Raw genomic sequence first — 15236 nt, 5'->3', positions numbered from 1 at the left:
CGCGCACATCGTCCTCGCATGACCCACCTTCACAATGCGACTCACCTCTCCCGGCGCCGCGTTCACTCATCGAGACTGACATCCCGAAAGCTGGGCGGTACGGGCGATACTGGCACGATGAGCCCGTCGCAGCCCCTGCCTACCGCGCTCGATATCGAAGCGGCGTACGTCAGGCTGCGCAGCGTCGTCCGCGAGACCCCGCTGATTCGCAGCGACCGGCTGTCCACCCGCACTGGCGCCAACATTTGGGTCAAACGAGAAGACCTGCAACCCGTCCGGAGCTACAAAATCCGAGGCGCCTACAACCTCATCGCGCAACTTGATGCCAACGATCGGCAACGTGGCGTGGTCTGCGCTTCAGCGGGCAACCATGCCCAAGGCGTCGCCTACGCGTGCGCCCGCCTCGATCTCCACGCCCGTATCTACCTGCCTCGCACCACCCCACGGCAAAAACGAGACCGGATCGCCGTACTCGGCCAAGGCCACGTCGAACTCGTCGTCGGCGGAGACACTTACGATGACGCTGCTGCCGCCTGCCACGAAGATGCCGGGCGTACCGGGGCAGTGATCGTCCCCGCTTTCGATCACGCCGCGACGATCGCAGGTCAAGGCACCCTCGCCGTAGAGGTCGTCCACCAGCTCGGACACCACCCAGATCAGATCGTCCTTCCCGTCGGCGGCGGCGGCATGATCGCAGGCTGCGTCACCTGGCTGGCCGCTCGGCACCCAGCCACCGCGGTCATGGGTGCCGAACCAGCCGGAGCTGCCTCCATGCGTGCCGCCATGACCGCCACCGCCCCCGTCACCCTGCCCACCCTCGACACGTTCGTTGACGGCGCCGCCGTCCGACGAGTCGGCGACCTCACCCACCGGATCTGTCAGCACCACCAGGTCCCCCTCGTCGCCGTCGACGAAGGCCGGATCTGCACCGAAATGCTGGAGCTTTACCAAACCGACGGGATCATCGCTGAACCTGCGGGGGCCCTCGCCAGCGCGGCCCTCCTCGACCAACTCGACCCTGCCCCCGGCAGCGACGTGGTCGTGGTCCTCTCCGGCGGCAACAACGACATCTCCCGATACGCCGAAGTGCTCGAACGATCCCTCGTCGCTGAAGGCCGCAAACACTACTTCCTGGTGAACTTCCCCCAAGAACCCGGCGCGCTCCGCCGATTCGTCGAAGACGTCCTCGGCCCAGACGACGACATCGCCCTGTTCGAATACGTCAAACGCTCCAACCGAGAAACCGGCCCCGCCCTGGTCGGTATCGAACTAGGCGACCCCCACGACCTCGACGGACTACTCGCCCGCATGGCCACATCACGTATGGTCGTCGAACAGATCCCCGCCGACAGCCCCTTCTACCGGTTCCTGGTCTGACCTGCACCACCACGTCCACGTCTGCCCCGCGCAGGCCCCAACACCGAAAGCACCACCGTGACAGCGTCGTACATCCTCACCTTCTCCTGCGAGAACCACCCCGGCATCGTCGCCGCCGTCACCACCACCCTCACCCAACTGGGTTGCGACATCACCGACGGGCAGCAGTTCGACGACCGCCGCTCAGGCCGGTTCTTCGCGCGCATCACCTTCACCCCCGAGCGGGCAGACCTCGGTGAGGACGGTTTCCGGGCCGCGCTGACTCCCGTCCTGGCTTCCCTCGGCGCCGATTGGCGCCTCCGCAGCGCCGACCGTCGCGCCCGAGTGCTGCTGCTCGCCTCCAAAGAAGACCACTGCCTCGTCGACCTGCTCTACCGGGTCCGTATCGGTGAACTAGCGATGGACGTCGTCGGTGTCATCAGCAACCACCCGCGCAACACGTACGGCGACCTCGGCGATGTGCCCTTCCATCACCTTCCGGTCAGCAAAGACACCAAAGCCGAGCAGGAAGCCCACATCCTGAAAATCGTCCACGACGAACACGTCGACCTGGTCGTCCTGGCGCGCTACATGCAGATTCTGTCAGCTGACCTCGTCGACGCCCTCGCCGGACGCTGCATCAACATCCACCACAGCTTCCTGCCCGGCTTCAAAGGCGCCAAGCCCTACCACCAGGCTTACGAACGTGGCGTGAAACTCATCGGAGCGACCGCACACTATGTCACCGCTGACCTCGACGAAGGCCCGATCATCGCCCAAGATGTCGAAGCCGTCACCCACCGTGACGAGCCAGAACGCTTGATCCGCAAAGGCCGAGACATCGAACGGCGAGTCCTGGCCTCAGCGGTACGCGCCCACATCGAGGACCGGGTCATGATGCGCGGCGCCACCACCATCGTCTTCCCCGCCTGACGTCGTGGCCACCCCCACCCACCTGCCACCGCCCACCACCGACCCCGACGAGCTCTACACCGCCTACCTCGACGGCGTCATCTCCCGGGGGATCACCCCCTACCCGCACCAAGAAGAAGCCCTCCTCGAACTGGTCACCGGCAACAACGTCATCCTGGCCACCCCCACCGGATCCGGGAAGAGCCTGGTCGCGGCTGGCGCCCACTACTTCAGTCTCGCCAGATACGCCGAAGAGCAACGTCGCAGCTACTACACCGCACCCATCAAAGCGTTGGTCAGCGAAAAGTTCTTCGACCTCTGCGATCAATTTGGCGCCGCCAACGTCGGCATGGTCACCGGCGACGCCTCCGTCAACGCCGACGCGCCGATCATCTGCTGCACCGCGGAGATCCTCGCCAACCTCGCTCTGCGCGAAGGTCACGACCTGCCCGTCGACACCGTCGTCATGGACGAATTCCACTTCTACTCCGAACCCGACCGTGGCTGGGCCTGGCAGGTGCCCCTACTCGAGCTACCCCAAGCACAATTCCTCCTGATGAGCGCCACCCTCGGGGACGTGCGAATGTTCCAGGACGACCTCACCCGCCGTACCGGCAGAGACACCGCCCTCGTCGCGAACGCACCTCGACCGGTCCCACTCAGCTTCTCCTACGCGCTGACCCCCCTGCACGAAACTCTCGAAGAACTCGTCGCCACTCGTCAGACTCCGGCGTACGTCGTGCATTTCACCCAAGCTGCCGCGCTGGAACGCGCCCAAGCCTTGATGAGCCTGAACGTCACCAACCGCGCCGAGAAAGACGCGATCCTGGAGATGCTCGGTGGTTTCCGCTTCGGCAAAGGATTCGGCCAACAACTATCCCGCCTCGTCAAACACGGCATCGGGGTGCACCACGCGGGAATGCTCCCCAAATATCGCCGCCTCGTGGAAACCCTCGCCCAAGCCGGGCTCCTCAAAGTCATCTGTGGCACCGACACCCTCGGCGTCGGCATCAACGTGCCCATCCGCACCGTCGTCCTCACCGGCCTCAGCAAGTACGACGGCTCCCGGCAACGCCTGCTCAAAGTCCGTGAATTCCACCAGATCGCTGGCCGAGCTGGCCGAGCCGGATTCGACACCAGCGGATCAGTGGTCGTCCAAGCCCCCGACCATGTCGTCGAAAACCACAAAGCCCTCCTCAAAGCGGGCGACGACGTCAAAAAACAACGCAAAATCCAACGCAAAAAACCCCCCGAGGGATTCGTCAACTACGGCGAAGACACCTTCGAAAGACTCGTCGGTGCCACCCCCGAACCGTTGGTCTCCCGAATGCGCGTCAACCACGCGATGATTCTCAACGTCATCCACCGCCCCGGTGACCCGGTCCGGGCGATGCGGCGCATGCTCACCGACAACCACGAAACACCCCGCCAACAAGCACGGCTGCAACGCCACGCCATCCAAATCCTGCGCTCCCTGCTCGACGCCGGCGTCGTCGAACGGCTCGACACCCCCGACGACACCGGCCGCACCCTCCAAGTCGTCGTCGACCTCCAACGCCACTTCGCCCTCAACCAACCGCTGTCGACCTTCGCGCTCGCCGCCTTCGACCTACTCGACCCAGAGAGCCCCGACTACGCGATGGACATGGTGTCCATCGTCGAATCGACGCTCGACGACCCGCGGGCGTTGCTCTACTCCCAACAGTTCGCTGCCCGAGGCGAAGCCGTCGCCGAGATGAAAGCCGACGGCATCGAATACGAAGAACGCATGGAACTCTTGGAAGAGGTCACCTGGCCACAACCGCTGCGAGATCTCCTCACCGGGGCATTCACCACCTACCGACAGACCCACCCGTGGCTGTCCGAAGACGACCTGTCACCCAAATCAGTGGTACGTGACCTCTTCGAACGAGCGATGACTTTCGGGGAGTACGTCGCCTTCTACCAGATGCAACGCAGCGAAGGACTGGTGCTGCGCTACCTCACCGACGCCTACCGGGCGTTGCGCCAAACCATCCCGGACAGCGCCAAAACGGACGACCTCGAAGACGTCATCGCCTGGCTCGGGGAACTGGTCCGACAGACCGACTCTTCCCTCATCGACGAATGGGAAGCCCTCACCGACCCCGACCGAGACGACGACACCCCCATCCGCCCCGGCGACGTCATGTCCGCCGGGACCCGCCCGCTCACCGCCAACACCCGCGCTTTCCGGGTGCTGGTGCGTTCAGCGATGTGGCGGCGAGTCGAACTCCTCGCCCTCGGCCGGTACGCCGACCTGGCAGCCCTCGACGCCGAGACCGCCACCCGTGGTGCCGGTGGGGACCCCCTGGAGATCCACGAGTGGGAGCAAGCCACCGACGAATTCGCCCAGGACTATCCGACGTACGACGTGGACGACCTCATCGGGATCGGCCCGGATGCCCGCGGCCCCGCCCTCCTGCGCATCGACACCGACAGCGAACCCGGATTCTGGCTGGTCGAACAGATCCTCGACGACCCAGAAGGCGACCACGACTGGCGGATTTACGCCGAAGTGGACCTGGCCGCCAGCGACGAAGCCGGCGAACTGGTGCTACGTGTCACCGACCTGGCCCGCGCCTGAGGAACTACGCCACCGACCGGCCCCCGCACCACCTCGAAAAAAGGTCTCCGGCCGGGTGCGTCATCCCACCGTGGACCCGCCACGGACAGGTAGTGTCGCCACCATGTCCCCCGCACGACTTGTTCATGCAACCTCGGACGACTGGCGTCTCTACCGCGACCTGTGGCTGCGCATGTTCCACCACCGGCCTGACGAATACACCGTTCCCGGTGGTGAATCCCCAGAGGCCTGGCCCGAGCAGGAATGGCGCCGCCGCATGGTCGGAGACGCCGGTGAAGGACGCACCATGGCGATCCTCTCCGAGGACCGCTGGCTGGCGATGGCCACGGTGTTCGTCGAAGAGGACGGCGAACGCATCGCCTACCTCCGGGAATCCTTCATCGACCTGACCGCGGATGACAGCGAATGGTTGACAGTGTCCCGCCCACTCATCGACGAGTTCTTCCGATTGCTCGTCGCCGAAGGAATCGCACGCGTCTACACCGACACCCTCGCCGACCGGCCACGCGTCATCCGCTACCTCGAAGCGACCGGCGCACGTCGTACCGGTGTGGAACGACCCTCCGCGACCGGTGACATCCCCGCCGTGGAATTCGTGTGGGACATCGCCGAGATCGCCCCGCAGAGCGCATCAACCAACTGATCGACGTCCCCGGCTGGCCCCGATGGGCGCAGGTTCCCCCACCCTGACACACTGGCGGGGGAACCCCTTCGTCCAGGAGCGTCACATCCCATGCCGGTCACCGGAACCTATCGCCTCCAACTGCACCGCGACTTCGGTTTTGCCGACGCCACCACCGTCGTGCCCTACCTGGCCGACCTCGGCGTCAGCCACCTTTACCTGTCCCCGATCCTGCAAGCCGTCCCCGGGTCGATGCACGGCTACGACGTCATCGACCACACCCGGATCAGCGACGACCTGGGAGGCCGGAGCGGATTCGAGACGCTAGCTGCCACCGCCACAGACCACGGCCTCGGCATCATCGTCGACGTCGTCCCCAACCACATGGCCTTCGTCGCCCCACAAAGCAGCAACCTCCCGCTGTGGCAAGTCCTGCGCGACGGCCGCGACGCCGCCACCGCCGACTGGTTCGACATCGACTGGAAAGCCGGTGGAGGACGACTGGGACTACCGATCCTCGGCGACGACCTCGACGACCTCCTCACCCGGGGAGATATCGGCGTAGACCGTATCCCCGACCCGACCACCGGCCACGACATCACGGTCCTGCGCTACGCCGACCATGTCCTGCCAGTGTCCGTAGGCACCGAAGGCGGAGCCACCCCCGGCGACACCGAACCAGCCACGATCCGTGCCCTCCTAGACCGGCAGCACTACCGACTCGCTCACTGGCGAGAAAAAGACGACACCCTCAACTACCGGCGCTTCTTCGAAGTCGACGGTCTGATCGCCGTCCGCGTTGAACTCCCCGAAGTCTTCGACGCCACCCACCGGCTTCTCCTGGAACTCAACCACGCCGGACTCATCGACGGATTCCGCATCGACCACCCCGATGGTCTCGCCGACCCCGCCGGATACCTCAACCAGCTCCGCCGCGCCGCGACCCGCGGCACCTATCTCGTCGTCGAGAAGATCCTCGAAGGCCGAGAACGACTGCCACACAGCTGGCCCTGTGACGGCACCACCGGGTACGACGCCCTGCGAGTCATTGACGCCGCCCTCGTCGACCCCGCCACCGCCGACACCGTCACCGACCAATGGACCGCCGCCGGCGGCGACGCCACCCTGGAAGAAGCCACTACCGCCGCAAAACGGCAAGTCGTCGCCCAATCCCTCACCCCTGAGGTCGAACGACTCGTCCGCCGCGCCAGAGAAGCACTGCCCCACCAAGAACCAGACCTGCTCCGCGAAGCGATCATCGAACTCCTCATCGCCGGAGAGGTCTACCGGGCCTACATCAGACCCGACGAACGCCTCAGCCCCCAGGCCCGGGAACGCCTCAGCCACGCCTTCGCCACCGCGCTCGCTGCTCGAGCGGACTTGGAGCCGCAATTGCGGGCGTTGATGCCGTTGACCGTCGCTGACGATGACGACCCCAATGCGTGGGATTTTTCGGTGCGTCTGCAACAGACGTGGGGGCCGGTGATGGCCAAAGGCATTGAGGACACCACCTTTTACCGATGGCATCGCCTCGTCGCCCTTAATGAGGTGGGTGGTGACCCGTCAGCACTGGACGGTGGCGGGGTCGAGGAGCTGCACACTTGGGCCGCCCATCAGGTAGCGGAGTGGCCGCAGGGGATGACCACCCTGTCGACCCATGACACCAAACGCAGCGAAGACGTCCGAGCCCGTTTGCTGGCGGTGGCAGGTGATCCCGCGGCGTGGGAGGAATGCTCCCGGATTGCGCGGGAGCAGGCAGCTGAAGCCGGGGTGGATGCAGCGACTGCTCATCTGATCTGGCAGACGCTACTCGGGGTGGGCTATGTCGCTCCGGACCGGCTCGATGACTACCTACTCAAGGCCTTGCGGGAAGCCAAAGAGCACACGGCCTGGGTGGATGGCGATGAAGACTATGAACGCCGCGTCCTGGAATTCGTGGCTCAGGTCCGGCACGACGGCCGGTTGCATGATGCGATCGACGCCGCGCTGGACCGGCATGCAGAGGCGGTGCGAGCTACTGTGTTGGCTGCCAAGACACTGCAGCTCACCTTGCCTGGAGTCCCTGACTGTTATCAGGGCTGTGAGATCGTCGACCTGTCTTTGGTGGACCCGGACAACCGGCGGCCCGTTGACTATGACCGTCGGCGGCAGCTCCTGACCCGACTGAACGAACAGCCCTGGGAGGCGATCCGGGCAGCGCGCACGGGCACCGAGCCGCGCGACAGGTTACTCGGGGAGGCCCTTGACCTGGAAAAACTATGGGTGACATCCCGGCTGTCTCGGCTGCGGCGGGAAGACCCTCAGGTGTTTCTGCACGGGGACTACCTCCCGATTGAGTCTGCTGGGGAGCACCTGCTCGGGTTTATCCGGTCGAGTCGAGGCGGCGCCGTTGGTCGGCTTGCTGGGGCGCTAGGTCTGAGCGGATCATCTTCTCTGCTGACTCTCGTCACGCGGGCACCGGCACGGTTAGCGGCACGTGGCGGCTGGGGCGACCAGAGCGTGGACCTCCCTGAGGGGCGGTGGCACGATGTGTTGACCGGTCGAGCCGTGGACGGTGGCCCGACCCGGGTCGCTGCGGTGTTGGCCGAGCTCCCGGTGGCGGTGCTCGTGTCCCGTTGATCTCGTCACCGCCCGGCGAGCGCCGCTATCCCTGCCCGATGTGCCCCTGATCGAGGACCCCATGACGATGTCGCGTGACAACTTGACCGAACCTGATCCGATGTCACCTCCTGGGGAGGTCGACGTACCGGTTGGGGACGATTCTGAGGCGTTGGGGATCGTCCCGGAGCAAGAAACGCGGGTGCCGGTGGCGGTGAGCCCGGACGAAACGTTGGTGTGGGCGCCGTTGGCGCAGCATCGTGTGGATTTGATTGTCGACGGGGATGCTCGACCGATGACCCCGGTGGGTCAGGGGTGGTGGTGTGCCCAGACGGTGGTGGAGCCGGGGTGCCGATATGGGTACAGTCTCGATTCCGGTCCGGTCCGGCCGGGGCCGCGGACTCGTCGACTCCCTGACGGCCCGCACGCTCTGGGGGAGGTGTTCGATCCGCACCTGTGTGATTGGACAGATCAGGACTGGGCTGGGGTCGAGTTGGCTGGCAGTGTTTTATACGAGATGCATGTGGGGACGTTCACCGCTGAGGGCACCTTCGATGCGGCGATCACTCGGTTGGATCACTTGGTGGACCTGGGAGTGGACGTCATTGAGCTGATGCCGGTCGCGGCGTTTCCCGGACGGCACGGCTGGGGGTACGACGGGGTGGCGCCGTGGGCGGTGCATGAGCCGTACGGCGGACCTGCTGGTTTGCAACGGTTCGTCGATGCGGCTCATCGGCGTGGTCTGGGGGTGTGTTTGGACGTGGTGTACAACCATCTGGGCCCTGACGGTGCGGTGTTGCACACCTACGGCCCCTATTTCACTGATCGGCACGAAACGCCGTGGGGTCAGGCGTTGAACCTGGACGGTCCGGACTCTGATGCGGTGCGGGAGTTCATCGTGGACAACGCAGTGTCGTGGTTGCGTGATTTTCACGTGGACGGCCTGCGTCTGGACGCTGTCCATGAGTTACATGATGAGCGAGCGGTGACCTTGTTGGAGGAGGTGTCAGCTCAGGTCAGGGCGCTGCGTGCCGAGCTGGGGCGTCCGGTGTGGGTGGTCGCAGAGAGCGATCGCAACGATCCGCGGACGGTGATCTCGACCGAGCAGGGCGGAGTGGGTCTGGATGGGCAGTGGGCTGACGACGTCCACCATGGTTTGCATGTCGCGTTGACCGGTGAAAAGCAAGGGTATTACGCCGATTTCGCAGCGCCGGGGGCGTTGGCGGAGGTGCTGCGTACCCCGTTCTTCCACGCCGACACCTGGTCTAGTTTCCGCGGTCGTCGTCATGGCCGGCCGGTCCCACCCGGCGTACCGGGGTCTCGTTTTGTGGTGTTTTTGCAAAACCACGATCAGATCGGTAACCGGTGCGTCGGGGACCGTCTCTCGGAGACCTTGTCGACGCGTCGGTTGCAGTGTGGCGCAGCGTTGTTGCTGACTGGGCCGTATACGCCGATGGTGTTTATGGGGGAGGAGTGGGGGGCGAGTACGCCCTGGCAGTACTTCACCGATCATGTGGACCCTGCTCTGGCGGATGCGGTCAGTCAGGGGCGGCGGCGTGAGTTCGCGACGCATGGATGGGATCCTGACCGAGTCCCGGATCCGCAGGACCCGGTGACGAGGGGACGGTCGATCCTGGATTGGGGTGAGGTCGATGAGGGGGAGCATCGGGTCTTGCTGCGGTGGTATCGCGCGTTGATCGCGTTGCGTCGCTCCCGGGCTGATTTGCGTGCCGATGACTTGTCGGCGGTGCAGGTGCGCCATGACGAGGACAGTGGTCTCGTCGTAGTCCATCGGGGTCGGCACCGGGTGGCGGTGAACCTGGGTGCGCACAGCGTTGACGCGGACCTTGAGATGGAGTCGACCCGAGGCATGGTGGTGCTCTTGGCGACTGACCCGACTGTCACGTTGACCGAGGAGGGGCTGGTCACGTTGGCTCCTGATGGGGTGGTCATCGTCGGACCGAGCAGCGCCTCATGACGGGTGTGCTCAGGATGGCCGTCGGTGGTGTTGCGGGTGGATGAGCGACCGGCCCGGCGGATGCATCGGCGACCGGTGTATCTCGATCATGCTGCTTGGGAAGGGTTCGGCGTGGAACGTCTGGACCCAGCCGTGATCACTGAGGTCGCCCATGAGACAGCGGCGGTGCTGGTGCACACCGGTCGGGCAGCGCAGGATCCGGAACTCACCGACAGGTTGGTCCGCCTGGTTGAGGAGATCGGGTTGGATACCGTGGCTGAGCTGTGGTCGGACCGGCCGGGCCGGAGCCTGCCAGGGGCGTTATGGCGTCTCTATCTGCTGCGCGAGTGGGTACGTCGGGATCCGGCGGGGGCGGGACGCGATTTTGAGGACGGAATTGGTCACGCCGATGTCGCGGCGGTCATCGCTGGGGTGGCGGGATCGGGCGGGTCGGTGTTGCCGGGGACGCCCGGCCCGCCACAGGTGCGTGAACTTGCCGACGAGATCCTCCGAGGGGTGTACGACGGAGATCTCGCGTTGGCATTGGAGCGGGCTGCCGCATTTTGTGTGGTGGTCGCTGCGGGGCGTGCTTCTCGGGAAGAACCGGGGCCGACGACTGTGGTCTCTGCGGCGCGTGGTCCTGGGTGGACACAGGTCGATCGGCAGGCGTGGTCTGCGGCAGCGATCCAGACGATGGGAGAGGATTTGCAGCGTTCAGCGGCGTCCTGGCGTCGAGGTGACCTGAGCTGAGCGTGCCTGGTACGGCGGCAACCTCACTGCGGCGCAGTTCATCTGCTGGTCATGCAGTGGTCGAATGGCACCTACCACACGTGCGTGTCTTGTTCACTCGCTGTTCATGGTGTGCATGGCCGGGGGTCACCCGCCCTTCCTAGCGTGCTGACCGGTGGGCGTCGTGCGAACACCGACGGGTGGCCGGGCCCCGGCTGCCCCCGACGACCGGGGAGAGGTACAAAACACGTGAAGACGCAGCGCAGGTCATGGGCGTTCGGCGTCGTACTGGTGGGGGCACTGGCCCTCAGCGGATGCGGCAGCGACGCGACACCGGCGGCAGGTACCGCCTCCGACACCGGTTCGGGGTCCTCAGCGACCGCGAATTGCTTCAGCGGGAACCTCACGGGGGAAGGCTCCTCAGCCCAGAAGAACGCCATCGAAGTGGCGATCTCGCAGTACAGCCGGAAGTGTGCCGACGCAAACATCTCCTACAACCCCTCCGGATCTGGCAGCGGGATCAAGCAATTCACCGCAGGTCAGGTGGACTTTGGGGGCACTGACTCTGCGTTGACCACCGAGGAAAAAGCCAAGGCAGACAAGATGTGCGGCTCCGAAGCCATTGACCTGCCGATGGTGGTCGGCCCGATCGCAGTGGCTTTCAACGTCAAGGGTTTACCGAAGGTGGCTCTCGACGCGCCCACGGTCGCCAAGCTCCTCAGCGGTCGCATCACCAGCTGGAATGACCCGCAGATCGCCACGCTCAATCCTGGGGTGGATTTGCCGAGTACTCCGGTCAAGGTGTTTTTCCGTTCCGATGACTCCGGCACCACCGACAACCTCACCAAGTATTTGCACGCTGCCGCTCCGACCGACTGGCCACATGCCCCGGCGAAGAAATGGACCGGGGCGGTCGGCGAAGGCAAACAGGGCAGCGCTGGTGTCGCCCAGGCCGTCAAGGGCCAGGACGGCGGCATCGGCTATCTCGAATGGTCCTACGCCTCCCAGAACTCGTTGTCCACCGCAGCGATCTCTACCGGTAGTGGGACAGCAGTGCCGTTGACCGCTGAATCTGCGGGACGGGCTGTGGCGGCAGCCCACCAAGTCGGTGAAGGCAAGGATCTGGCCCTCAAACTGGATTACACCACCAAGGCTGAAGGGGCCTACCCAATTGTGCTGGTCACCTACGAACTGATCTGCAGCAAATACACCGACCAGGCGAAGGGCGCCAAAGTGAAATCGCTCATGTCGTTCATGGCGGACCCCCTGACCCAACAGGCTATGCAAGCCAAGGGATATGCCCCATTGCCCTCGCAGGTCCGGGAGAAAGTCGCTTCCACGATCGCTGCGGTGTCCTGACCGCAGACCGGTATCCCGGGTCGGCCCCACAGGGACACCGGCCCGGGATACCGTGCATCCACCCCGTCCAGTAGATGACGGGAGGACGATGATGGTGCAGGGGAGGCGGCGTGGGGCCGCCGGGTGAATCGCGGACGACGGAGGAATGGGTGACACGGCACAACAGCCCACCGGCCCCGAACGAGGACGCCGGACAGCAGGAACCAGCAGAAGGCGAACCCGCTAGCGGCATCACGGTGGTTGGTCTGGGACACACCGGCGACCGGATCTTGGCCTGGTCAACCTGGGGAGCTGGAGTGGGGGTGGCCTTGGTGGTCACCATGCTTGGAGCGTTCCTAGCAGCGCAAGCTTGGCCAGCGCTCCAAGCCAACTCGGTGGATTTCCTCACCTCACGGGAATGGCAGATCGACGGCACCCCGCTGCGTTTCGGTGTTCTTGACCTGATCTGGGCGACCGTGGTGTCCGCCACTGTCGCCATGGCTGTCGCCGTACCTTTCGGGGTGGCGATCGCGCTTTTCCTGACCCATTACGCGCCCCGGTGGCTCCGCGGACCAGGAAGCACCCTGATTGACTTGCTCGCCGCGATCCCCTCCGTTGTCTACGGGCTCTGGGGTCTCGCCACGGTCATTCCCCTGTTTACGCCGATTCAGACCTGGTTGCAGACCCATGCGGGGGGCTTCCCGCTCTGTGCCAACGCCGGGATCACCGGCGGAACACTCCTGCTCATTGGTCTGGTGCTGGCAATTATGATCCTGCCGATCGTCACAGCGCTGTCTCGTGAAGTCTTCGCCCAGGTCCCGCCCTCCCATATCGAAGGTGCCTTGGCGTTGGGAGCGACCCGGTGGGAGATGATCCGAGTGGCGGTCCTGCCCTACGGTCGACCGGGCGTGATGAGCGCGGCAATGCTCGGCCTGGGTCGTGCCCTCGGTGAGACGATCGCGGTGACCTTCTTGGTCTCCTCGTTGCCTGTCGGGTCGGCGTGGAGCTGGTCGTTATTTAACGGTGGCGAGACCTTCGCATCGAAGATCGCCAATAACGCCGCCGAGTTCAACGACCCGACAAAGACTGGGGCGTATATTGCCGCCGGTCTGGTCCTTTTCGTGTTGACCTTTGTGGTCAATGCACTCGCTCGGCTCGTCATCGACCGCAGGAAGGCCTTCGCCGCATGACTTCGACCACCAAGAGCAATGGATCAGGGCAAGGTGAGGCCTGGGTGGGCGTGGGTGGCAGTCGGCGGGCCCGTAACGTCCTGGCTACCGTGGTGGTCTGGTCAGCCTTCGGGATCGCGCTGGTCCCGCTGATCTCCATCATTGGGACGGTCTTCACCAAAGGCATCTCCGTGGTCGCCACCTCGCAGTGGTGGTCGCAAAACCAGCGGGGCATGTTGGCCGACGTCGCCGGTGGCGGAGCATGGCATGCGGTGCAAGGCACCTTGCTCCAAGGCGCAGTCACCGCCCTCATCGCTTTGCCGATCGGGGTGCTGACCGCCGTTTATCTCGTTGAATACGGTCGCGGACCGTTGGCGCGAGTGATCAGTTTCACCGTCGACATCCTCACCGGCGTTCCATCCATCGTGGCGGCCCTCTTCATCTATTCACTGTGGGTGGGGCTATTTGGTTTTGGGCGGGTCGGTTTTGCCGTGGTCCTGGCTTTGGTGCTGTTGATGATCCCCACGGTCACTCGTTCCACTGAGGAAATGCTCAAACTTGTCCCGCAAGAGCTGCGGGAGGCGTCGTACGCCCTGGGAGTGCCGACCTGGGTGACAGTGATCCGAGTGGTGCTGCGCACTGCCGCCTCCGGGATCATCACCGGTGCCCTGCTCGGTCTGGCCCGAGTGATGGGGGAGACCGCGCCTCTGCTGATCTTGGGGCCGTACACCAAGAACTTCAACCTGGACCTGTTTGACGGCAACATGGCGACGTTGCCGACGATGATCGCCTTCGACCGGCAGAACATCGCCTTGGAAGCGACCGCTGCCCGGCTGTGGGCGGCTGCGTTGACCTTGATTCTGCTGATTCTGCTGCTCAACGTGATCGGTCGTGCTATCGGTCGGTGGGGCGCGGTGAAACGGTGAGCCTTGCAGCACCAGTCGGGGCCGTCGTACGCAGCAGTCCTGCCACGCCCCGGACCGGCAGATCCGTCCCGTCCGTCACCACGATTAACTGAGGAACCCATGGCCAAGCGCATCGACGTGAACGACGTTTCCGTGTTCTACGGCAGTTTCACCGCGGTGGAGGGCGTCACCATGACGATTGAGCCCCGGTCGGTCACCGCGTTCATCGGTCCGTCCGGATGTGGCAAGTCCACGATGCTGCGCACCCTCAACCGGTTGCACGAAGTGATTCCCGGTGGTCGGGTCGAAGGGGAGATCACCTTGGATGGCAAGGACCTCTACGCTCCAGACGTCGATCCCGTGGCGGTACGACGTACCGTCGGGATGGTTTTCCAGCGACCCAACCCCTTCCCGACGATGTCGATCTTCGACAACGTCGCCGCTGGACTCCGCCTCAACGGAGTGCGCCATCGCAAGCTGTTAGCTGAGGTCGTGGAAAAATCGCTGCGCGGCGCGAACCTGTGGAACGAGGTGAAGGATCGCCTCGACCGTCCTGGTGCCGGACTCTCCGGTGGACAGCAGCAACGGCTGTGCATTGCACGCGCTATTGCCGTCTCTCCCGAGGTGCTGCTGATGGACGAGCCATGCTCCGCGCTCGACCCGATCTCGACGTTGGCCATCGAGGACCTGATCAACGAGATCAAAGAGCGTTACACCATCGTCATCGTCACTCACAACATGCAGCAGGCAGCTCGGGTCAGTGACCGTACGGCGTTTTTCAACCTCGCGGCGACCGGTCAACCGGGCCGATTAATTGAGATTGGTGACACCCACAAGATCTTCAGCAACCCGACCCAGCGAGCTACCGAGGACTACATCTCCGGTCGTTTCGGCTGAGCCGTGCGGAGACGCTGCGGCGGCCGGGGCATCCGGCTGCTTCATGGGATGAAGTAGTCGTCCGGTATCTCCCGGTGCGGCAGCAACCCCGTGCCATGATGAAGCCACCGTGGTCGTCCTCTCCGCGAGTTTCGGGAGGTCACATGGC

At 64.6% G+C, this 15236-nt stretch carries 11 protein-coding genes; all 11 read left to right on the top strand.

Features of this window, described 5'->3' with window-relative positions; all coding sequences use genetic code 11:
- Nucleotides 1–117: 117 nt before the first annotated feature.
- Nucleotides 118–1377, top strand: a complete 1260-nt coding sequence (gene ilvA / locus KEM60_RS00295) for a threonine ammonia-lyase IlvA (RefSeq protein ID WP_219105514.1) — start codon at nucleotides 118–120, stop codon at nucleotides 1375–1377.
- A gap of 57 nt (nucleotides 1378–1434) precedes the next feature.
- The gene (gene purU / locus KEM60_RS00290; RefSeq protein WP_219105513.1) at nucleotides 1435–2289 is read left to right on the top strand and encodes a formyltetrahydrofolate deformylase; all 855 of its coding nucleotides are present in this window, start codon (nucleotides 1435–1437) and stop codon (nucleotides 2287–2289) included.
- 4 nt (nucleotides 2290–2293) lie between these two features.
- Nucleotides 2294–4873: an RNA helicase gene (locus tag KEM60_RS00285; RefSeq protein WP_219105512.1), complete on the top strand. Its 2580-nt coding sequence runs from the start codon at nucleotides 2294–2296 to the stop codon at nucleotides 4871–4873.
- 103 nt (nucleotides 4874–4976) lie between these two features.
- Nucleotides 4977–5516: a hypothetical protein gene (locus KEM60_RS00280; protein WP_219105511.1), complete on the top strand. Its 540-nt coding sequence runs from the start codon at nucleotides 4977–4979 to the stop codon at nucleotides 5514–5516.
- A 90-nt stretch (nucleotides 5517–5606) separates the two neighbouring features.
- Complete coding sequence (treY, locus tag KEM60_RS00275; protein WP_219105510.1) at nucleotides 5607–8114, top strand: malto-oligosyltrehalose synthase; 2508 nt, start codon at nucleotides 5607–5609, stop codon at nucleotides 8112–8114.
- A 61-nt stretch (nucleotides 8115–8175) separates the two neighbouring features.
- A complete protein-coding gene (gene treZ / locus KEM60_RS00270) occupies nucleotides 8176–10071 on the top strand; it encodes a malto-oligosyltrehalose trehalohydrolase (protein ID WP_255574075.1) in 1896 nt (631 codons plus the stop codon).
- A 24-nt stretch (nucleotides 10072–10095) separates the two neighbouring features.
- Nucleotides 10096–10800, top strand: coding sequence for a hypothetical protein (locus KEM60_RS00265; protein ID WP_255574074.1), 705 nt, complete (start codon nucleotides 10096–10098; stop codon nucleotides 10798–10800).
- Nucleotides 10801–11028: 228 nt separating this feature from the next.
- Complete coding sequence (gene pstS / locus KEM60_RS00260) at nucleotides 11029–12138, top strand: phosphate ABC transporter substrate-binding protein PstS (RefSeq protein WP_255574073.1); 1110 nt, start codon at nucleotides 11029–11031, stop codon at nucleotides 12136–12138.
- A 149-nt stretch (nucleotides 12139–12287) separates the two neighbouring features.
- Complete coding sequence (pstC, locus tag KEM60_RS00255; protein WP_255574072.1) at nucleotides 12288–13307, top strand: phosphate ABC transporter permease subunit PstC; 1020 nt, start codon at nucleotides 12288–12290, stop codon at nucleotides 13305–13307.
- Nucleotides 13304–14212, top strand: coding sequence for a phosphate ABC transporter permease PstA (pstA, locus tag KEM60_RS00250; protein ID WP_219105508.1), 909 nt, complete (start codon nucleotides 13304–13306; stop codon nucleotides 14210–14212). The genes pstC and pstA overlap by 4 nt, the downstream gene beginning before the upstream one ends.
- A 99-nt stretch (nucleotides 14213–14311) precedes the next feature.
- A complete protein-coding gene (gene pstB / locus KEM60_RS00245) occupies nucleotides 14312–15088 on the top strand; it encodes a phosphate ABC transporter ATP-binding protein PstB (protein WP_219105507.1) in 777 nt (258 codons plus the stop codon).
- The last annotated feature ends 148 nt before the right edge of the window (nucleotides 15089–15236 follow it).

It is taken from the genome of Austwickia sp. TVS 96-490-7B, assembly GCF_019331795.1.
Lineage (GTDB): Bacteria > Actinomycetota > Actinomycetes > Actinomycetales > Dermatophilaceae > Austwickia.
This window is presented reverse-complemented; position numbering and strand designations above follow the sequence as displayed.

Bases quoted from the DNA above. Each gene is read 5' to 3' on its own strand.
- ilvA (WP_219105514.1), top strand. From the start codon at position 118: ATGAGCCCGTCGCAGCCCCTGCCTACCGCGCTCGATATCGAAGCGGCG.
- KEM60_RS00280 (WP_219105511.1), top strand. From the start codon at position 4,977: ATGTCCCCCGCACGACTTGTTCATGCAACCTCGGACGACTGGCGTCTC.
- treY (WP_219105510.1), top strand. From the start codon at position 5,607: ATGCCGGTCACCGGAACCTATCGCCTCCAACTGCACCGCGACTTCGGT.
- treZ (WP_255574075.1), top strand. From the start codon at position 8,176: ATGACGATGTCGCGTGACAACTTGACCGAACCTGATCCGATGTCACCT.
- pstA (WP_219105508.1), top strand. From the start codon at position 13,304: ATGACTTCGACCACCAAGAGCAATGGATCAGGGCAAGGTGAGGCCTGG.
- pstB (WP_219105507.1), top strand. From the start codon at position 14,312: ATGGCCAAGCGCATCGACGTGAACGACGTTTCCGTGTTCTACGGCAGT.